Raw genomic sequence first — 20,055 nt, forward strand, 5'->3', positions numbered from 1 at the left:
GGCGGGAAGCTCTGTCGCTGGACGTGTCGCCAGCTCATTGCCGCCAGCCGCATTGTCCTGCCATGTCGTCATCCGTCCGCTGACTGCGGGCTTGCCGCGTGTCTGCCGAGTCCGAGACTGCCGCGTCGCAGCTGTACTCGCCGTCGTTGAGGTCCTCTCTCGCCACCGGCTGGAATCCTGCCGAGAGCTTTGTCACGGCTCCGGCCGCGTCTCCCGCCATACTCGGTCGTCGGCACGAGCCGCATCGCGCTCCCCGGTGCCGATCCCACGTCCAGACTCGCGGTCCTCTTTCCGACCACCTCCGAAACTCCGCCCCCAGCCCGCCGGGAAGATGTCCGCGGCAAGCCGGTCGACGGGCGGTCCTCACCCGATTCGCTGACCTCCGTTCGGGTCCGCGGCGACGGTCGGTCGTGATCACGGGGCGGATCCGGCGCGGCCGCTCCGGAAGCGGAGGGTGAGCGGCTGGGCCCCGTGCCCGATCCCCTAGACTGAGCTGCCCGATGTGCACGTGCGGCGGCATGCCCGCGTGCCGCCGACAACACCAGTCCCAGCGGACGCCGAGGAGTCATGTCCGGAGCCACAGAAAAGCCGGTCGACGTGCTCGCACCGGAAACCCTGCGCGCGGCGATCAAGGCGGCCGAGGACGCCTTCGCCGGCGCGGCCGACCTGGACGCGCTCGCCGCCGTCAAACCGGCCCATCTCGGGGACCAGTCGCCGGTGCTGCTCGCGCGCCGGGAGATCGCCGCGCTGCCGAAGCAAGAGAAGGCCGACGCGGGCAAGCGCGTCAACGAGGCCCGCCAGGCGGTGCAGTCCGCGTTCGACGCGCGCCGTGCGGCATTGCAGGCCGAGCGCGACGAGCGGGTGCTCCGCGAGGAGGCCGTCGACGTCACGTTGCCGTGGGATCAGGTCCCGCGCGGCGCCCGGCACCCGATCAGCACGCTGTCCGAGCGCATCGCCGACGTTTTCGTCGCCATGGGCTACGAGGTCGCCGAAGGACCCGAGCTCGAGGCGGAGTGGTTCAACTTCGACGCGCTCAACTTCGGCAAGGACCACCCGGCACGCCAGCTGCAGGACACGTTCTACGTTGGCGACGAAGGCTCCGGCCTGGTGCTGCGCACGCACACCTCGCCGGTGCAGGCCCGCAGCCTGCTGCACCGCGATCTGCCGGTGTACGTCGTGTGCCCTGGCCGCACCTACCGCACCGACGAGCTCGACTCCACGCACACGCCGGTGTTCACCCAGGTCGAGGGCCTCGCCGTCGACAAGGGCCTCACCATGGCGCACCTCAAGGGCACGCTCGACGCGTTCGCCCGCGCGATGTTCGGCGAGAGCTCCACGACGCGGCTGCGCCCGCACTTCTTCCCGTTCACCGAGCCGTCGGCGGAGGTCGACGTCTGGTTCGAGGAGAAGAAGGGCGGCCCCGGCTGGGTCGAATGGGGCGGCTGCGGCATGGTCAACCCGAACGTGCTGCGCGCGTGCGGCGTCGACCCGGAGGTGTACTCCGGCTTCGCGTTCGGCATGGGCATCGAGCGGACCCTGCAGTTCCGCAACGGCATCCCGGACATGCGCGACATGGTCGAAGGCGACGTCCGGTTCACCCTTCCCTTCGGAACGGAGGCGTAGTGCGAGTCCCGGTGAGCTGGCTGACCGAGCATCTCGAGGTGGATGCCGACGTCACGCCGCAAGACCTGGCCGACGCCTTCGTGCGGATCGGGATCGAGGTCGACGAGCTGAGCGAGCTCGGCCCGGTGACCGGCCCGCTCGTGGTCGGGCGCGTCGCGGAGATCGAGGAGCTGACCGGCTTCAAGAAGCCGGTGCGGTTCTGCCGCGTCGAGGTCGGCGAGGAACCCGACCCGGAGCCGGACGACGCGGAACTGTCCGAAGAGGACGAAGACGAGGACGACGGCCCGCTCGAGAACGAGGGCCCGCACGGCATCAAGACGCGCGGCATCGTCTGCGGCGCGCGCAACTTCGCCGAGGGCGACCTCGTCGTGGTCGCGCTGCCGGGCGTGGTCCTGCCGGGCGATTTCGAGATCGCCGCGCGCAAGACCTACGGCAAGGTCAGCGACGGCATGATCTGCTCGGCGGCCGAACTCGGCCTCGGCGACGACCACAGCGGCATCCTCGTGCTCCCGCCGGGCACGGCGAGCCCGGGCGACGACGCCAAGGACCTGCTCGGCCTCGACGACACCGTCATCGAGGTCACGCCGACCCCGGACCGCGGCTACGCGCTGTCGATCCGCGGCCTGGCGCGCGAACTGTCGAACGCGCTCGACGTGCCGTTCGGCGACCCGGCGATGCTCGACAACTTCCCGGAAGCCGAGGGCGAGGCGTGGCCGGTCCGGGTCGAGGACCCCGAGGGCTGCCCGCGGTTCGTGCTGCGCCGGGTCACCGGCCTCGACGCGACCGCGCCGACGCCGTGGCGGATCCGCCGCCGGCTGATGCTGGCCGGCATCCGGTCCATCTCGCTCGCGGTCGACGTCACCAACTACGTGATGCTCGAGCTGGGCCACCCGCTGCACGCGTTCGCGACCAGCTCGATCCAGGGCGACCTGGTGGTGCGCCGCGCGAAGGCGGGGGAGAAGCTCACCACGCTCGACGACGTGGAGCGCACCCTCGACGCGGACGACATCGTGATCGCCGACGACAGCGGCGTCATCTCCCTCGCCGGCACGATGGGCGGCGCCAGCACGGAGATCACCCCGGAGAGCACGGACGTGCTTCTCGAGGCAGCGCACTGGAACCCGGCGTCGATCAGCCGCACCGCGCGCCGGCACAAGCTGTTCTCCGAGGCGGCGAAGCGTTTCGAGCGCTACACCGACCCGGCGCTGTGCGCGGCCGCGGTGGAACTCGCCGCGCGGCTGCTGCGCCAGTACGGCGACGGCGCGATCCGCCCGGGCCGCACCGACGTCGGCGGCGTCGCCCCGCACGCCCCGGTGACCATGCCGATCAACCTGCCCGACCAGGTCGCCGGCGTCCGCTACGAACGCGGCGTCACGGTGCGTCGGCTCGGCCAGATCGGCTGCAAGGTCCAGCTCAGCACGAGCGACCAGGGCGTCGGCCTGGTCACCGCGACCCCGCCGAGCTGGCGCGGCGACCTCGTGCAGCCCGCTGACCTCGTCGAGGAGGTCCTGCGGCTCGAGGGCTACGACAGCATCCCGTCGGTCCTGCCCGCCGCGCCCGCGGGCCGCGGTCTCACCGACGCGCAGCGCCGCCGCCGCGCGGTGTCCGGCGCGCTCGCCGAGGCGGGCTACGTCGAGGTGCGCCCGTTCCCGTTCGTCGGCGACGCAGTGTGGGACGCCTTCGGCCTGCCCGAGGACGACATCCGCCGCACCACCGTGCGCGTGCGGAACCCGCTCGAAGCCGACCACGACCGGATGGCGACCACCCTCCTGCCAGGCCTGTTGGAAACGTTGCAGCGCAACGTTTCCCGCGGCTTGAAGGACGTGTCGCTGTTCCACATCGGCCAGGTCGTGCTGCCGAAGCCGAATCAGCTCAAGGTCCCCGACCTCGGCGTCGAGCACCGCCCGAGCGACGAGGACCTCGCCGTGCTGGAGGCCGCCGTGCCCGCGCAGCCGGTGCACGTCGCCGTCGTCCTCAGCGGCCAGCGCCCGCGCGCCGGCTGGTGGGGCAAGGGCGGCCAGGCGGGCTGGGCCGATGCCGTGCAGGCCGCGCGCCTGGTGGCCGAGGCCTCCGGCGTGCAGCTCACGGTGCAGGCCGCCGACCTGCTGCCGTGGCATCCGGGCCGCTGCGCCCAGCTGCGCGTAGGCGACTGGCCGGTCGGCCACGCGGGCGAACTGCACCCGAAGGTCGTCGAGGCCCTCGGCCTGCCGCCGCGCACGGTCGCCATGGAACTCGACCTGGACGCGATCCCGCTGCCCGACACCCGTCCGGCGCCCAGCATCTCGGCCTACCCGCCGGTGCTGCTGGACGTCGCCCTGGTCGCCGGCACGGACGTCCCGTCCGCCGACCTCGCCGACGTGCTCCGCGAAGGCGCCGGCGAACTGCTCGAGGAGATCACCCTCTTCGACGTCTACACCGGCGAGCAGCTCGGCGAAGGCAAGCGTTCCCTGGCGTACAAGCTCCGCTTCCGCGCCGCGGATCGCACCCTCACCGTCGACGAGGCCACCAAGGCCCGCGACGCCGCGGTCGCCGCAGCCGGCGAGCGCTTCGGAGCGACGCTCCGCGCCTGATCCGACGCTGTCCCCGCCCCGCGCTCCGGCCACCGGCCGGTCAGCCGGGGCGGGGGAGCGCTGGTGTCATGGCATTCCTCCTTTCTTTGCCGTAAACGGTTCACGTCAGCCGAGGTGCTTCATCGCCTCCCGAACAGACAGCGGGGACAATCCCGGGTGCGCGCGGACGAACGCGCGGACCCACTCCGGCTCGACGCGCGCATGGTCTCGCAACGCCCAGCCGATTCCCTTGCGCAGAAAGAAATCTCGATCGCCCAGGTTCGCCTCGATCGCGTCGGCGAGCAGCTTCTGGTCCACGTCGCCCTTCGCGCTGACCTGACAGATGACCGCCGTTCGCCGGCGCCAGCGATCAGCGTCTGTCATCCAGCGACGCAGAACCGGCGTGACCGCCGCCCGGTGCTCGCGCAGGATCGGCCCGACGCGGCGGATCGCGACCTCGTCGACGTAGTCCCACCACGCCCCGGCGACGATCAGCTCGTCGTACATCTCCAGCAGTTCCGGGTCTTGCCACTGCCGATAGGCGCGGTGCCCGGAAAGATCGATCGCCGCGTACCGCTCCTCGCGAAACTCCGCCTCCCGCCATAACGCGAGCACGGTCTCGGCGTATGTCACTCGATCGGGCAGAACATGCTCGGCCAGGACCGTCTTCATGAGCTTGCCGCGCGGTGGCTTCGGCACGCCGCGAAACGGCATCTCGGATTTCATGTACGCCTGCATTTCCGCTGCTTTGACCGGGTCGGCAAGCTCGGCGAGCCCGGTTCGCACCGCCGTGAGCAACGCTTCGCTCGCGTCCATTGAGGACCACCTCCGTCGTCTCGGATCCCGACGATCGGGGGACAGCGCGGCTCGTGTCGGGAAACGAGATTCTGCCGTGCAGCCGGTAGCTTCGACGAGCCCTGGTTGCCGTCGGACGCAAAGGACCACTGTGAGGAAAATCGTCACCGCACTGGCCGCCGCCGCTGTCGCGGCCGGAACGCTGGCTGTCGCACCCGCCGCCACCGCGGTGCAGCCCCAAGGGCCGGACTACGCGCCGCCGCCGATCAAGTGGGGACCGTGTTCCGCACCAGGTCTCGCCAAGGCGGGAGCCGAATGCGGATTCCTGGTGGTCCCGATGGATTACGCGCAGCCGTCGGGCCCGACGGTGCAGATCGCCGTCTCCCGGGTGAAGCACAAGACCGCGAAGTACCAGGGGGTGCTTCTGGTGAACCCAGGCGGCCCCGGCGGTTCCGGACTCGGTCTTTCGGTGCTCGGCCGGAACGTGCCCCAGCACGCCGGCGACAGCTACGACTGGATCGGCTTCGATCCCCGCGGCGTCGGCTCCAGCAAACCGGCTCTCACGTGCGACGGGAGCTACTTCGCGCCCGGCCGTCCGGCTTACGTGCCGAAGACGCCGCAGCTGGAGAGCACCTGGCGTGCCCGCACGAAGGGCTACGCCGAGGCCTGCGCGAAGAACGGCCCGCTGCTCCAGCACATCAAGACCACCGACGTCGCGCACGACATGGACAGCCTGCGCAAGGCGCTGGGCCAGCAGCAGATCAACTATTACGGCTTCTCTTACGGCACCTACCTCGGGCAGGTGTACAGCACGCTGTACCCGGACCGCATGCGCCGGATGGTGCTCGACGGGAACGTCGACCCGCGCAAGGTCTGGTACGACGCCAACCTGGACCAGGACGTCGCCTTCGACCGCAACATCAGGATCTACTTCGACTGGCTCGCGAAGTACGACAACGTCTACCACCTCGGCAAAACCGGCTCGGCCGTCGAGCAGCTCTGGTACGCGCAGCAGCGGAAGCTCGACCGCGACCCGGCCGGCGGCGTGATCGGCGGCGACGAGTGGACCGACATCTTCCTGCAGGCCGGCTACTACGTGTTCGGCTGGGAAGACATGGCGAAGGCGTTCGACGGATGGGTGCACCGCGGCGACTGGCAGACGCTGAAAGCGTTGTACGAGAAGTCGAACGCGCCCGGCGACGACAACGGCTACGCGGTTTACAACGCGGTGCAGTGCACTGATGCCCAGTGGCCGCAGGACTGGGACCGCTGGCGCCGCGACGCCTGGGCCACCCACACCCGCGCGCCCTTCGAGACCTGGAGCAACACCTGGTACAACGCGACCTGCCTGAACTGGCCGGCGAAGGCGGGCAAGCCGGTGGACATCGACGGGTCCAAGGCGAGCGGCGCGCTGTTGATCAGCGAGGAGCTCGACGCGGCCACGCCGTACTCGGGCAGCCTCGAAGTGCGCAAGCGCTACCCGCGTTCGAGCCTCATCAGCGCGCCCGGCGGGACGACGCACGCCGGATCGCTGTCCGGAGTTTCGTGCGTGGACGACAAGGTCGCTGATTACCTCGCCACCGGCGCCCTGCCGAAGCGGGTGCGCGGCGACCACTCCGACGTCCAATGCGCTCCGGTGCCGCAGCCGGTTCCGTCTCCGGTCGCCTCCGGCGCGCAGCAGAAGGCGGATGCCCAGGCGAAAGCCGCGGCGGAGGAGAAGCAGGGCCTGCTCGCCGGGTTGCTGCGTTTCTGAGGTGTTGTGCTCGGTGCCCCGGTCTGGCCTGCCAGACCGGGGCATTGTTCTTTTCCGCTGGTCCACCGATCCCCCTCGGGTGTTTTCGGGTCGCCGGGGACGCTACGGCGGGGGTCTGACAATTTCGGACCGCAGTCACCCGATCGCGTTAAGTGATCGAAAATTGTCGGGGGTCGCGGATACCTTCGCGGCCATGACGATCATTCAGGAGCACCGGACCGAGGTCCGGTCAGGAGATGTCCAGTACCAGGTCGCCGTCGTCACCCGCAGCGAGGACGGCGAGCCGGAGCGAGTCACCGTCACGGTCGGCGGAGAACGGCCGGACGGCGAACCCGTCGTCGAGGGCAGACTCGAACTCGACGTGACGTCCGTGGCGACCGTCGCGGAGCTGCTCGACACGAGCCTGCGCACCTTCGCGGGCGGCGGGGCGCGGCGAAGATCGCGCGGACGCCCGGCCCAGCAGGGGCGGCCGTGGACCGACGAGATGGACGCGGATCTGGAGGCCCGCTGGCTCGCCGGGGACTCGGTGGCCGAGCTGGCCCGGCATTTCGCGCGGACACCGGGCGGGATCCGGGCGCGCTTGCCCCGGGTCGGCTGCGATCCGGAGCATCCGGGAAACCATCTGCCGACACCGCCGAGTCTCCGCGAAGCGGAGGAGGGAGTGGACTGACGAGTGCCCGCCGGGTTCGCGTCCCGAGGCGGGCCCGGCGTGGCGGTGGCCGTGTGCCGGAGTGGCGGCTGCGTGCCTGGGTGCGGTTGCGTGCTGGGTGAGTACGCGGTGCTGGACTGGCGGTTTTGCGGCAGGCGAGCGTTTGGTGTCGGGCTAACGGTTGGGCGCGGGCTAGCAGCAGGTGCGGGGCTGGCGGCCTGGGTGTCGTGGCGGGCCGCCGTGCGCGCCGGGCGAGGCGGGCTGCGTGACGGCCAGACGGCTGGCGGCGGTGAGAGCGCCGGGTGGTCGAGCGATCCTCATCGTCAGGGCGGCCTGTCGCTGGGCGGCGCGGATGACTCGGACGGCGGAGCGACTCGGCGGCGGGTTCGCGCGGTCCGAGAGTCCGTTGCCCGCGCCCGGACAGCTCGGCGTTTGGTCCCTGCCGTCATGCGCCACCAACGTCGCCGCTCGGGCTGATCCGACCTGCTGCGGCGGGAAAACGCCTGGAGAGCGTACGGAATCCACGGAAGTCCTGGGGAGGGGACGACCAGGGTGAGCAAACCCTCTTTGTTTGAGCTTGCACGCTCGTGCATAATCATTCGTATGACGGTGAAGATCGCGGTGGCCGGTGCCAGCGGGTACGCCGGCGGCGAACTGCTGCGCCTGCTCCTGACCCATCCCGAGGTCGAGATCGGCGCGCTCACGGCGGCGAGCAGCGCGGGGACGACGCTGGGCACGCACCAGCCCCACCTTGTTCCGCTTGCCGGTCGCGTGCTGCTCGAAACGAACGCGGAGACGCTCGCGGGCCATGACGTCGTGTTCCTGGCCCTGCCGCACGGCCACTCGGCCGAGATCGCGGCGCAGCTCGGGCCGGACGTGCTCGTGGTCGACCTGGGGGCCGATCATCGGCTCGCGGACGCGGCGGACTGGCGACGGTGGTACTCCGGCGAGCACGCGGGGCAGTGGCCGTACGGGATGCCCGAGCTGCCGGGGGCGCGCGAAAAGCTGGTGGGAACCAAGCGGATCGCGGTTCCTGGCTGCTTCCCGACCGGCGGGTCTCTGGCGTTGGCGCCAGCGTTGGCGGCGGGGCTGATCGAGCCCGCGGTGACCGTGGTGTCGGTGACGGGGACGTCCGGGGCGGGCAAGAGCCTGAAACCGAACCTGCTCGGGTCCGAGGTCATGGGCAACGCGAGTGCGTACGGCGTCGCTGGGGCGCATCGGCACACGCCGGAGTTCGTGCAGAACCTGTCGGCGGCGGCGGGCAAGCCGGTGACTGTTTCGTTCACGCCGGTGCTCGCGCCGATGCCGCGCGGCATTCTCACGACCGCGAGTGCTCAACTCCTCCAAGACGTCGACGAGGCCGCCGTGCGCGCGGTGTACGAGAAGGCTTACGGCGCTGAGCCGTTCGTCCAGGTCCTGCCCGAAGGGACCTGGCCGACGACCGCCGCCACGGTCGGTTCGAACAACGTCCAGCTCCAGCTCGGGATCGACGCCGACGCGGGCAGGCTGGTCGTCGTCACGTCGATCGACAACCTCACCAAGGGCACCGCGGGCGGTGCCGTCCAGTCGATGAACCTGGCGCTCGGTTTCCCCGAGGCCACCGGACTTTCCACCGTGGGAGTGGCACCGTGACCGTCACCGGACCGAAGGGTTTCCGCGCCGCCGGCGTCGCCGCCGGGATCAAAGCCTCGGGCGCGCTCGACCTCACGCTGGTCGTCAACGACGGCCCGCTCGACGTCGCGGCGGGCGTGTTCACCCGGAACGTAATCAAGGCCGCGCCCGTGCTGTGGTCGCAGGAAGTGCTGAAGCAGCAGAAGCTGAAGGCCGTCGTGCTCAACTCCGGCGGCGCGAACGCGGCCACCGGGCCGGGCGGGTTCCAGGACACGCACGCCACGGCGGAGAAGGTCGCCGAAGTCCTGGGCACCGGGGCGATCGAGGTCGCGGTGTGTTCCACCGGGCTGATCGGCGAGCGGCTGCCGATGGCCGCGGTTCTGTCCGGTGTGGACAGTGCGGTCAAGGCGCTGGACGCCAGTCCGGAAGCGGCTCTCAACGCGGCCACCGGCGTCATGACCACCGACAGCAAGCCGAAGCAGGCGTTCGCCCGGCACGAATCCGGGTGGAGCGTCGGCGGGTTCGCCAAGGGCGCGGGGATGCTCGCGCCGAATCTGGCGACGATGCTGTCCGTCCTGACCACGGACGCCGTGGTGGGCAAGGAAACTCTCGACCGCGCGCTGCGCGCCGCCACGCACGTCACGTTCGATCGGCTCGACGTGGACGGCGGGACGTCGACCAACGACACGGTGCTCGTGCTCGCCTCCGGTGCGAGCGGCGCGGAGCCGAGCGAAGCCGAGCTGACCGAGCTGCTCACCCAGGTCAGCCACGACCTCGTGCTCCAGTTGCGGGCTGATTCCGAAGGCGCCACCAAGGATGTCGACGTCACGGTGAAGGGCGCCGCGTCCGAAGCTGACGCGATCGTGGTGGCTCGGACGATCGCCGAGGACAACCTCGTCAAGACCGCCTTGTTCGGGTCCGATCCCAACTGGGGCCGGATCGCGATGGCTCTCGGTCGCGCACCGGCGCGGATCGATCCGGAGACGGTGTCGATCGCCATCAACGGCGTCACGTTGTTCGCGGGCGGCACGACGGCCGAGGACCGGTCGGCCGCCGACCTGTCCGGGCGGGCCATCGACGTCGTCGTGGATCTCGGGGTCGGTTCAGCCGAGGCCACGATCTACACCACGGACCTCTCGCACGCCTACGTCGAAGAGAACAGCGCGTACTCGTCATGACGGATACCGGAAGGCTCGTCTCCGCCGACGAACGGCTCGCCAGCGCGGCCGAGAAGGCCGGGGTGCTGATCGAAGCGCTGCCGTGGCTGCAGCGGTTCCACGGCGCGACCGTCGTCATCAAGTACGGCGGCAACGCGATGATCGACGACCAGCTGAAGGCCGCGTTCGCCGAGGACATGGTGTTCCTGCGGCTGGCCGGCCTGCGCCCGGTGGTCGTGCACGGCGGCGGCCCGCAGATCAGCGCGATGCTGTCCCGGCTCGGCGTGCCGGGGGAGTTCAAGGGCGGGCTGCGCGTCACCACGCCGGAGACCATGGACATTGTGCGGATGGTGCTGGTCGGGCAGGTCAGCCGCGAGCTGGTCGGCCTGATCAACGCGCACGGCCCGTACGCGGTCGGCATCTCCGGCGAGGACGCGCGGCTGTTCACCGCGGAGCGCAAACAGGCCACTGTGGACGGTGAGCAGGTCGACATCGGTCTCGTCGGCGAGGTCGCCGAAGTCAACCCGGACGCGGTGCTCGACATCGTGAACGCCGGTCGTATCCCGGTGGTGTCCACGGTGGCTCCCGACGTCGACGGCGTGGTGCACAACGTCAACGCCGACACCGCCGCGGGCGCGCTCGCCGCGGCGCTCGGCGCGGAAAAGCTCGTGGTGCTCACCGATGTCGAAGGTCTTTACGCCAACTGGCCGGACCGGTCGTCGCTGATCGACCGGATCCCCGTCGACCGTCTCGAACGCATGCTGCCCGGCCTGGCCAGCGGCATGATCCCGAAGATGGAGGCGTGCGTGCGCGCGGTGCGCGGCGGCGTGCGCGGCGCCCACGTCATCGACGGCAGGCTCGCCCATTCGGTGCTGCTCGAGGTCTTCACCTCGCGCGGCATCGGGACCATGGTGCTGCCCGAGGCAGCGCCCTCCGGAACGGAGCACGCGTGACTATCCTCAAGTCCAATGCGGACGGTCAGCAGCACTGGCAGTCGGCCGTCATGGACAACTACGGAACCCCCGGCCTGACGCTGGTGCGCGGCGAAGGCGCGCGAGTGTGGGACGCGGACGGCGCCGAGTACGTCGACCTGGTCGGCGGCATCGCGGTGAACGCGCTCGGCCACGCCCATCCCGAGGTGGTGCGCGCGGTCACCGAACAGATCTCGAAGCTGGGGCACACGTCGAACCTGTACGTGAACCCGGTCGCGGTCGAACTGGCCGAGACCCTGCTCGACGTCGCGGGCCTGAACGGACAAGGCAAAGTCCTGTTCGTCAACTCCGGCGCGGAGGCGAACGAGGCCGCGCTGAAGATCACCCGGCTCACCGGACGCAGCAAGGTCGTCGCGGCGGAGGGCGCGTTCCACGGCCGCACCATGGGCGCGCTGTCGCTGACCGGACAGCCGTCGAAGCGCGAGGCGTTCGAACCGCTGGTTCCGGGCGTAACGCATGTCCCGTACGGCGATGTCGAAGCGTTGCGGGCCGCCGTGGACGGCGAGACGGCAGCTGTCTTCCTCGAGCCGGTGCTCGGCGAAGCCGGCGTGATTCCGGCTCCGGACGGTTACCTCCAGGCCGCGCGCGAGATCACCAAGGCCGCCGGTGCGCTCCTCGTGCTCGACGAGGTGCAGACCGGGATCGGCCGTCTCGGCACCTGGTTCGGCTTCCAGCAGGCCGGGGTCGTGCCGGACGTGATCACGCTCGCGAAGGGCCTCGGCGGCGGGCTTCCGCTCGGCGCGGTGATCGGCGTCGGCGCGGCGGGAGACCTGCTCAAGCCCGGCCAGCACGGCACGACCTTCGGCGGCAACCCGGTGTGCTGCGCGGCCGGACTGGCCGTGCTGCGCACGATCGTCCGGGACGACCTGCTCGGCCACGTTTCGGCGCTCGGCAAGGACATCGCGGCCGGTGTCGAGGCGCTCGGCCACCCGCTCGTCTCCGGCGTCCGCGGTGCGGGGCTGCTGCTCGGCATCGGCCTGCGGGAACCGGTTTCCGCGGCTGTCGCGAAGGCCGCGCAGGACGCGGGCTACCTCGTCAACCCGGTCGCCCCGGACACCGTCCGGCTGGCCCCGCCGCTCGTGCTCGACGAGCAGCAGGCGCACGGCTTCCTCTCCGCGCTCCCGGGCGCGCTCGACTCCACCACCACGAAGGAATCCGACTGATGCCTCGCCACTTCCTCCGCGACGACGACGTCACCCCGGTCGAGCAGGCCGCCCTGCTCGACCTGGCCGACCAGCTGAAAGCCGATCCGCTCGGCACGAAGGCTCTCGCCGGCAAGACGGTGGCCGCGATCTTCGAGAAGAACTCCACCCGCACCCGGTTCTCGTTCGAGGTCGGCATCAGCCAGCTCGGCGGGCATCCGGTGATCGTGGACGGCCGCTCGATGCAGCTCGGCCGCGAGGAGACCATCGAGGACACCTCGCGCGTGCTGTCGCGCTACGTCGACGCGGTCGTGTGGCGCACCTTCGCGCAGAAGCGCATCGACTCGATGGCGTCGGTCGCGTCGATTCCGATCGTCAACGCGCTCACCGACGAGTTCCACCCGTGCCAGGTGCTGACGGATCTGATGACCATCCGCGAGCGCAAGGGCAAGCTCACCGGGCTCACGCTCACCTACCTCGGCGACGGCGCCAACAACATGGCGCATTCGCTGCTGCTCGGCGGCACCACGGCCGGGATGCACGTGCGCGTCGTGTCGCCGGAGGGCTTCCAGCCCGACCAGCAGGTGATGCTGGACGCCAAGAAACGCGGCGAGGAAACCGGCGGCAGCGCGACCGTTTTCACCGACGCGCGCGAAGCCGTCGAGGGTTCGGACGTGCTGGTCACCGACACCTGGACGTCGATGGGGCAGGAGAACGACGGCCTCGACCGGGTCGGCCCGTTCCGCGCTCTGCAGATCAACACCGAGCTGCTGAAGCTCGCCGCCGACGAGGCGATCGTGCTGCACTGCCTGCCCGCGCACCGCGGCTGGGAGATCACCGACGAGGTGCTCGACGGCCCGGCAAGCGCGGTCTGGGACGAGGCGGAGAACCGGCTGCACGCGCAGAAAGCCCTGCTGGTCTGGCTGTTCGGGCAGAACGGCCGATGACCAGCAGCCGGGTCGGGCGCCAGGCGCGGATCACCGAACTGGTGTCCACGATGGCCATCCGCAGCCAGACGGAGCTCGCGCGGCTGCTGGCCGCCGAGGGAATCGAGGTCACCCAGGCAACGCTGTCGCGCGACCTCGACGAACTCGGCGCGGTCAAGCTGCGCGGTGCCGACTCGGGCGCGCCGGTCTACGTCATCCCCGAGGACGGCAGTCCCGTCCGCGGCGTGCAAGGGGGCACCTCGCGGCTGTCCCGGCTGCTCGCCGAACTGCTGGTGTCGGCGGATTCCTCGGGCAACCTCACGGTGCTGCGCACGCCGCCGGGCGCCGCGCAGTTCCTCGCGAGCGCGATCGACCGGGCCGCGCTGGAGGAGGTCGTCGGGTCCATCGCGGGCGACGACACCGTCGCCGTCATCGCGCGCGAACCGCTCACCGGACGCGACCTCGCCGAACGGTTCACCGCGCTCGCGCAAGGTTCGGCGGAAGGGGAGGAGCCGTGACCCGGCGGGTCGTGCTCGCCTATCCGGGCGGGCACGGCTCCTCAGCCGCGCTGAATCTTCTTGCGGGACAAAGCGAAGTGGTCGCGCTCGCGGCGGAGTTCGGCGCGGGCGACGTCGATTTGTGCGCGCTCCGGCGGCAGGCGGCTGCGGACGGAGCCGCCGAGGTCGTGGTCGCGGACCTCCGCGAGGAATTCGCGAACGACTACTGTTTGCTTGCGCTGCAAGCGAATGCGCTGATCCTCGACCGGCATCCGCTGGTCGAGGCGCTGGCCCGGCCGTTGCTGGCGAGCCAGCTCGTCGCGACCGCGGGAGACCGGAACGCGTCGGCTGTCGCGCACGGCGGCGGAGAGGCGTTGTCCGGCCTGATCGCGACCCTCGCGCCGGACCTCGAGATCGTCGAACTCGGCGGCTGGGGCGAGCCGGAATTGTCGACGAGCCGGACCTTGTGGGGCCGGGCCGCGACTTCCGGCTACCGCTGCACCAAGGACGCCGTGGCGAACCTCGGCATGCCGGACGAGGTCGTCGTCACGTTCGACCAGGGGGTGCCGGTCGCGGTCGACGGCGAGACGGTCAGCGTGGCCGAGGCGGTGCAGCGGCTCGGGCATCGGGCCGGGGCGCACGGGATCGGCCGTTTCGATCTGGCGGACAGCTACGACGCACCCGGTGCGGCGGTGCTGATCGCCGCGCATCAAGAGCTGGAATCAGTCACCCTCGACCGGGATCTGGCGAGGTTCAAACGCGGCGTCGACCGCCGGTGGGCGGAGCTGGTCCACGACGGATTGTGGTTCTCGCCGCTGCGCGAGCCGCTGGACGCGTTCGTCCGGCGGGCGCAGGAGCGCGTGTCCGGCGAGGTGCGGCTGGTGCTGCACGCGGGCAGCGCGACCGTCGCCGGCCTCCCCGGGAGGCGGCTTCGCCCGGTCGGACGGCGGCTCCGCAGCGCGACCGGGCAGACTCCGCTGGGGAGCACCCAGCATCCGAGCACCCAGGCGTCCTGAGACGCCGGACGAGAGAGGCAGAACGTGAGCGGGAAAGACCAGCCGGTGCAGCTGTGGGGCGGCCGGTTCGCCAGCGGGCCGGCCGAGGCGATGGCGGCGCTGAGCGCCTCGACCCACTTCGACTGGCGCCTGGCGCCCTACGACATCGCCGGATCGCGAGCGCACGCCCGCGTGCTCAACAAGGCGGGTCTGCTCACCGAAGCGGAACTGGCCGGGATGCTGGACGCGCTCGACACGCTGGCGCAGGACGTCGCGTCCGGCGCGTTCACTCCGACGGTCGCCGACGAGGACGTGCACACCGCGCTCGAACGCGGTCTGCTGGAACGCGCCGGCGCCGAACTGGGCGGCAAGCTGCGTGCCGGCCGTTCCCGCAACGACCAGGTCGCGACGCTGTTCCGGATGTGGCTGCGCGACGCCGCGCGCCGGGTGGTCGCGGGCACTCTCGACGTGATCGACGCGCTGGTGTCGCAGGCGTCCCGGCACCCGGACGCGATCCTGCCGGGCCGCACCCACCTGCAGCACGCGCAGCCGGTTCTGCTGGCGCACCACCTGATGGCCCACGGCCAGTCGCTCCTGCGCGATGTGTCCCGCCTGCGCGACTGGGACGCTCGCACCGCGGAGTCGCCGTACGGCTCGGGCGCGCTCGCCGGTTCGTCGCTCGGCCTCGACCCCGAAGCGGTGGCCGCCGAACTGGGCTTCGACACCAGCGTGGAGAACTCGATCGACGGCACCGCCTCGCGCGATTTCGTCGCCGAGTTCGCGTTCGCCGTCGCGATGCTCGCGGTGAACCTGTCGCGGATCGCCGAAGAGGTGATCATCTGGAACACCGCCGAGTTCGGCTACGTCACGCTGGACGACGCGTGGGCCACCGGCAGCTCGATCATGCCGCAGAAGAAGAACCCGGACGTCGCGGAGCTGACCCGCGGCAAGGCGGGCAGGCTGATCGGCAACCTCACCGGCCTGCTCGCCACGCTCAAGGCGCAGCCGCTCGCGTACAACCGCGACCTGCAGGAGGACAAGGAACCGGTCTTCGACTCGGTCGAACAGCTGGAGCTGCTGTTCCCGGCGATCGCGGGGATGCTCGGCACGCTCACCTTCCACACCGACCGGCTCGCCGAACTGGCTCCCGCCGGGTTCACGCTGGCCACCGACATCGCCGAATGGCTGGTGCGCCAGGGCGTGCCGTTCCGCGTCGCGCACGAGGCGGCGGGGGAGAGCGTGCGGGTCGCGGAGGCGCGCGGGGTCGGGCTCGACGAGCTGACCGACGAGGAATTCCGGGCCATCAACCCGGCGCTCACCCCGGCGGTGCGCGAAGTCTTGACCGTCGAAGGCTCGGTCCGTTCGCGCGACGCACGGGGCGGGACCGCGCCGGACCGCGTCGCCGAGCAACGGGAACGCCTGGCGGAGCGTGTCGCGGCGCATCGGCAGTGGCTGAAATGATCTGTCGTCGGGCCGCTGGTTAGGCTGGCGGCCTGACGAGGGGAGTGAGTGTGGACCGGTTGTTCCGGCGCGAAGAACTGGCACTGGACCCGGTCGACCTGGCTCGGCTGCTGCTCGGTGCCGTCCTCGAGGCCGACACGCCCGACGGCCTGGTCGGGGTGCGGCTCGTCGAGGTCGAGGCCTATCGCGGGCTCGACGATCCCGCTTCGCATTGCTACCGCGGGAAAACGCCGCGCAACGCGGTGATGTGGGGTCCGGCCGGGCATCTCTACGTGTATTTCGTCTACGGCATGCACTTCTGCGCGAACGTCGTCGGCACCGAGGACGGGCAGCCGGGCGCGGTGCTGCTGCGCGCAGGCGAGGTCGTCGAAGGCGCGGACATCGTGCGGAAGCGGCGGCCGAACGCGCGCGGCAACGGCGAACTGGCCAAGGGCCCGGCCATCCTCACCTCGGTGCTGGGCCTTGCCCGGGAGCAGAACGGCGCCGACCTCACCGACCCCGAGTCGCCCGTCCGGCTGCTCGTCGGCGAGCGCGTGCCCGCGGACAACGTGCGCAGCGGCCCGCGCGTCGGCGTCGCGATGGCGATGGACACGCCGTGGCGGTTCTGGATCGACGGCTCACCAGCCGTGTCGACCTACCGCCGCGGCGGGAAACGCCGGCAGGTGCGACCCGCGGGATAGTCGTTTGACCTGGTGGGGGATCATCTACAGGTGTGAGTGAGCACATCCTTGACGAGTTGTCCTGGCGCGGCCTGATCGCGCAATCCACCGATATCGACGCCCTGCGCCGAGAACTCGACCACGGCCCGCTCACGCTCTATTGCGGCTTCGACCCGACCGCGCCCAGCCTGCACGCCGGCAACCTCGTCCCGCTGCTGATGCTCAAGCGGTTCCAGCGCGCCGGGCACCGTCCGATCGTGCTGGCCGGCGGCGCCACCGGGATGATCGGCGACCCCCGCGACAACGGGGAGCGCACGCTGAACACTCTCGACGTCGTCGCCGACTGGGCCGGGCGGATCCGCGGGCAGCTGGAGCGGTTCGTGGACTTCGACGATTCGCCGACCGGCGCGATCGTGGAGAACAACCTCGACTGGACCGGGAAGCAGAACACGCTGGAGTTCCTCCGGGACGTCGGCAAGCACTTCTCGGTGAACGTGATGCTGAACCGGGAGACGGTCAAGCGGCGGCTCGAGGGCGACGGCATGTCCTACACCGAGTTCAGCTACCTGCTGCTGCAGTCGCAGGACTACCTGCAGCTGTACCGCAAGCACGGCTGCAAGCTGCAGGTCGGCGGCTCGGACCAGTGGGGCAACCTCGTCGGCGGTGTCGACCTGATCCGCAAGGTCGACCGCGGGACGGCGCACGCGCTGACCGCGCCGCTGGTCACCGACGCCGAGGGACGCAAGTTCGGCAAGTCCACCGGCGGCGGCAACGTGTGGCTCGACCCGGAGCTGACCTCGCCGTACGCCTGGTACCAGTACTTCGTGAACGTCGGCGACGCTGACGTCGTCCGCTACCTGCGCCTGTTCACCTTCCTCGACCGGGAGGAGATCGACGCGCTGGCGAAGGACACCGAGGAGCGTCCGCACCTGCGCACCGCGCAGAAGCGGCTGGCCGAGGAGTTCACGAACCTGGTGCACGGCGAGAACCAGACGCGCCAGGTCATCGCGGCGAGCCAGGCGCTGTTCGGCCGCGGCGAGCTGACCGACCTGGACGCGCCGACGCTCGACGCGGCGATGGCCGAGGTCCCGAACGGCAAGGTCGAGCCGGCCGGCGACGCGACGATCGTCGACCTGCTGCTCGCCGGGGGACTGGTGGACAGCAAGGGCGCGGCCCGGCGGACCGTGAAGGAGGGCGGCGCGTACGTGAACAACGTGAAGATCGCCGACGAGGAGTGGAAGCCCTCGGCTTCCGACGCGCTCCACGGCCGCTGGCTCGTGGTCCGCAAGGGCAAGCGTACGGTCGCTGGCGTCCGCGTCGGGGACTGATCTCCGCCCAAGGCCCGAAACAGGGCTCTGACCTGCGGGAACGCAGTTAAGGGACCCCCCTGTTTCGGGCCCTGGGAGGGCGTGTAAAGTTCTCCAGGTCGCCAGGGAGACCGGGCGGCCGCCGGGACACGAACCAAGCTCTCGCCTCTAGGGTGATTGAGTGGGTGTCCCACCATAAACTGCTAGGAATGACCGCTTCGGTCAGGCTCGCCCTTGCGGGGGTGGGGTTGATGCGGGGTGTGTTGCTTGAGAACTCAACAGTGTGCTAGTGAACTAAGCCAGTAGAGCTTATTTGAAACCCCCTCGTCGGGGTTTCCTTTGAGATTGATTGAGAAGTAGTCTCGATCGGACTGTTCATTGTTGGAGAGTTTGATCCTGGCTCAGGACGAACGCTGGCGGCGTGCTTAACACATGCAAGTCGAACGCTGAACCGGTTTCGGCCGGGGATGAGTGGCGAACGGGTGAGTAACACGTGGGTAATCTGCCCTGTACTCTGGGATAAGCCTGGGAAACTGGGTCTAATACCGGATAGGACACTTCAAGGCATCTTGGGGTGTGGAAAGTTCCGGCGGTATGGGATGAACCCGCGGCCTATCAGCTTGTTGGTGGGGTAATGGCCTACCAAGGCGACGACGGGTAGCCGGCCTGAGAGGGTGACCGGCCACACTGGGACTGAGACACGGCCCAGACTCCTACGGGAGGCAGCAGTGGGGAATATTGCACAATGGGCGCAAGCCTGATGCAGCGACGCCGCGTGAGGGATGACGGCCTTCGGGTTGTAAACCTCTTTCGCCAGGGACGAAGCGCAAGTGACGGTACCTGGATAAGAAGCACCGGCTAACTACGTGCCAGCAGCCGCGGTAATACGTAGGGTGCGAGCGTTGTCCGGAATTATTGGGCGTAAAGAGCTCGTAGGCGGTTTGTCGCGTCGGCCGTGAAATCTCCACGCTTAACGTGGAGCGTGCGGTCGATACGGGCAGACTTGAGTTCGGCAGGGGAGACTGGAATTCCTGGTGTAGCGGTGAAATGCGCAGATATCAGGAGGAACACCGGTGGCGAAGGCGGGTCTCTGGGCCGATACTGACGCTGAGGAGCGAAAGCGTGGGGAGCGAACAGGATTAGATACCCTGGTAGTCCACGCTGTAAACGTTGGGCGCTAGGTGTGGGCGACATTCCACGTTGTCCGTGCCGTAGCTAACGCATTAAGCGCCCCGCCTGGGGAGTACGGCCGCAAGGCTAAAACTCAAAGGAATTGACGGGGGCCCGCACAAGCGGCGGAGCATGTGGATTAATTCGATGCAACGCGAAGAACCTTACCTGGGCTTGACATGCGCCAGACATCCCCAGAGATGGGGCTTCCCTTGTGGTTGGTGTACAGGTGGTGCATGGCTGTCGTCAGCTCGTGTCGTGAGATGTTGGGTTAAGTCCCGCAACGAGCGCAACCCTTATCCTACGTTGCCAGCGCGTCATGGCGGGGACTCGTGGGAGACTGCCGGGGTCAACTCGGAGGAAGGTGGGGATGACGTCAAGTCATCATGCCCCTTATGTCCAGGGCTTCACACATGCTACAATGGCTGGTACAGAGGGCTGCGATACCGCGAGGTGGAGCGAATCCCTTAAAGCCGGTCTCAGTTCGGATCGCAGTCTGCAACTCGACTGCGTGAAGTCGGAGTCGCTAGTAATCGCAGATCAGCAACGCTGCGGTGAATACGTTCCCGGGCCTTGTACACACCGCCCGTCACGTCATGAAAGTCGGTAACACCCGAAGCCCATGGCCCAACCCGCAAGGGAGGGAGTGGTCGAAGGTGGGACTGGCGATTGGGACGAAGTCGTAACAAGGTAGCCGTACCGGAAGGTGCGGCTGGATCACCTCCTTTCTAAGGAGCACAACACATCCCAGTCATCGTGCTGGGAGTGG

At 69.7% G+C, this 20,055-nt stretch carries 15 protein-coding genes and 1 rRNA gene; 15 read left to right on the plus strand and 1 reads right to left on the minus strand.

Annotation, left to right across the window (positions count from 1 at the left end; all coding sequences use genetic code 11):
• The first annotated feature begins 567 nt into the window (after window positions 1-567).
• Window positions 568-1,623 carry a phenylalanine--tRNA ligase subunit alpha gene (pheS, locus tag ATK30_RS36925; RefSeq protein ID WP_101439380.1) on the plus strand — a complete coding sequence of 352 codons (1,056 nt, stop codon included), beginning with the start codon at window positions 568-570 and terminating at the stop codon, window positions 1,621-1,623.
• Complete coding sequence (pheT, locus tag ATK30_RS36930) at window positions 1,623-4,193, plus strand: phenylalanine--tRNA ligase subunit beta (RefSeq protein ID WP_101439381.1); 2,571 nt, start codon at window positions 1,623-1,625, stop codon at window positions 4,191-4,193. The genes pheS and pheT overlap by 1 nt, the downstream gene beginning before the upstream one ends.
• Window positions 4,194-4,298: 105 nt before the next feature.
• On the opposite strand, the gene ATK30_RS36935 is transcribed toward pheT, so the two are convergent.
• A complete protein-coding gene (locus ATK30_RS36935) occupies window positions 4,299-4,988 on the minus strand; it encodes a DNA alkylation repair protein (protein WP_101439382.1) in 690 nt (229 codons plus the stop codon).
• Between the two features lie 130 nt (window positions 4,989-5,118).
• On the opposite strand from ATK30_RS36935, the gene ATK30_RS36940 reads away from it, so the two are divergent.
• From ATK30_RS36940 to ATK30_RS37000, 13 genes are all read left to right on the plus strand, one after another.
• The gene (locus tag ATK30_RS36940; protein ID WP_101439383.1) at window positions 5,119-6,720 is read left to right on the plus strand and encodes an alpha/beta hydrolase; all 1,602 of its coding nucleotides are present in this window, start codon (window positions 5,119-5,121) and stop codon (window positions 6,718-6,720) included.
• Window positions 6,721-6,913: 193 nt separating this feature from the next.
• Complete coding sequence (locus tag ATK30_RS36945; protein WP_101439384.1) at window positions 6,914-7,390, plus strand: helix-turn-helix domain containing protein; 477 nt, start codon at window positions 6,914-6,916, stop codon at window positions 7,388-7,390.
• Between the two features lie 582 nt (window positions 7,391-7,972).
• Window positions 7,973-9,001 (plus strand): N-acetyl-gamma-glutamyl-phosphate reductase, encoded by a 1,029-nt coding sequence (gene argC / locus ATK30_RS36950; protein ID WP_101439385.1) that lies wholly within the window; start codon window positions 7,973-7,975, stop codon window positions 8,999-9,001.
• Complete coding sequence (gene argJ / locus ATK30_RS36955; RefSeq protein WP_101439386.1) at window positions 8,998-10,158, plus strand: bifunctional glutamate N-acetyltransferase/amino-acid acetyltransferase ArgJ; 1,161 nt, start codon at window positions 8,998-9,000, stop codon at window positions 10,156-10,158. Before argC ends, argJ begins: the two co-directional genes overlap by 4 nt.
• Window positions 10,155-11,090, plus strand: a complete 936-nt coding sequence (gene argB, locus ATK30_RS36960; protein WP_101439387.1) for an acetylglutamate kinase — start codon at window positions 10,155-10,157, stop codon at window positions 11,088-11,090. Before argJ ends, argB begins: the two co-directional genes overlap by 4 nt.
• Window positions 11,087-12,292: an acetylornithine transaminase gene (locus ATK30_RS36965; RefSeq protein WP_101439388.1), complete on the plus strand. Its 1,206-nt coding sequence runs from the start codon at window positions 11,087-11,089 to the stop codon at window positions 12,290-12,292. The genes argB and ATK30_RS36965 overlap by 4 nt, the downstream gene beginning before the upstream one ends.
• Window positions 12,292-13,218, plus strand: coding sequence for an ornithine carbamoyltransferase (gene argF / locus ATK30_RS36970; RefSeq protein WP_101439389.1), 927 nt, complete (start codon window positions 12,292-12,294; stop codon window positions 13,216-13,218). Before ATK30_RS36965 ends, argF begins: the two co-directional genes overlap by 1 nt.
• Window positions 13,215-13,715 (plus strand): arginine repressor, encoded by a 501-nt coding sequence (locus tag ATK30_RS36975; RefSeq protein WP_101439390.1) that lies wholly within the window; start codon window positions 13,215-13,217, stop codon window positions 13,713-13,715. The genes argF and ATK30_RS36975 overlap by 4 nt, the downstream gene beginning before the upstream one ends.
• Window positions 13,712-14,710, plus strand: coding sequence for an argininosuccinate synthase domain-containing protein (locus ATK30_RS36980; RefSeq protein ID WP_101439391.1), 999 nt, complete (start codon window positions 13,712-13,714; stop codon window positions 14,708-14,710). Before ATK30_RS36975 ends, ATK30_RS36980 begins: the two co-directional genes overlap by 4 nt.
• A 24-nt stretch (window positions 14,711-14,734) precedes the next feature.
• Complete coding sequence (argH, locus tag ATK30_RS36985) at window positions 14,735-16,150, plus strand: argininosuccinate lyase (protein WP_101439392.1); 1,416 nt, start codon at window positions 14,735-14,737, stop codon at window positions 16,148-16,150.
• 44 nt (window positions 16,151-16,194) lie between these two features.
• Window positions 16,195-16,830 (plus strand): DNA-3-methyladenine glycosylase, encoded by a 636-nt coding sequence (locus ATK30_RS36990; RefSeq protein WP_101439393.1) that lies wholly within the window; start codon window positions 16,195-16,197, stop codon window positions 16,828-16,830.
• A gap of 32 nt (window positions 16,831-16,862) precedes the next feature.
• Entirely contained in the window at window positions 16,863-18,137 is a 1,275-nt protein-coding gene (tyrS, locus tag ATK30_RS36995) for a tyrosine--tRNA ligase (RefSeq protein ID WP_101439394.1), read from the plus strand.
• Window positions 18,138-18,494: 357 nt separating this feature from the next.
• Window positions 18,495-20,014 (plus strand): 16S ribosomal RNA (locus tag ATK30_RS37000).
• Window positions 20,015-20,055: the final 41 nt, after the last annotated feature.

It is taken from the genome of Amycolatopsis echigonensis (assembly GCF_002846615.1).
In the GTDB taxonomy this organism is placed as follows: Bacteria; Actinomycetota; Actinomycetes; order Mycobacteriales; family Pseudonocardiaceae; genus Amycolatopsis; species Amycolatopsis echigonensis.

What these genes read in the sequence shown, in the direction of transcription:
- pheS (WP_101439380.1), top strand. Translation starts at nt 568, where the DNA reads ATGTCCGGAGCCACAGAAAAGCCGGTCGACGTGCTCGCACCGGAAACC.
- ATK30_RS36975 (WP_101439390.1), top strand. Translation starts at nt 13,215, where the DNA reads ATGACCAGCAGCCGGGTCGGGCGCCAGGCGCGGATCACCGAACTGGTG.
- argB (WP_101439387.1), top strand. Translation starts at nt 10,155, where the DNA reads ATGACGGATACCGGAAGGCTCGTCTCCGCCGACGAACGGCTCGCCAGC.
- argF (WP_101439389.1), top strand. Translation starts at nt 12,292, where the DNA reads ATGCCTCGCCACTTCCTCCGCGACGACGACGTCACCCCGGTCGAGCAG.
- ATK30_RS36935 (WP_101439382.1), bottom strand. Translation starts at nt 4,988, where the DNA reads ATGGACGCGAGCGAAGCGTTGCTCACGGCGGTGCGAACCGGGCTCGCC.
- ATK30_RS36945 (WP_101439384.1), top strand. Translation starts at nt 6,914, where the DNA reads ATGACGATCATTCAGGAGCACCGGACCGAGGTCCGGTCAGGAGATGTC.
- argC (WP_101439385.1), top strand. Translation starts at nt 7,973, where the DNA reads ATGACGGTGAAGATCGCGGTGGCCGGTGCCAGCGGGTACGCCGGCGGC.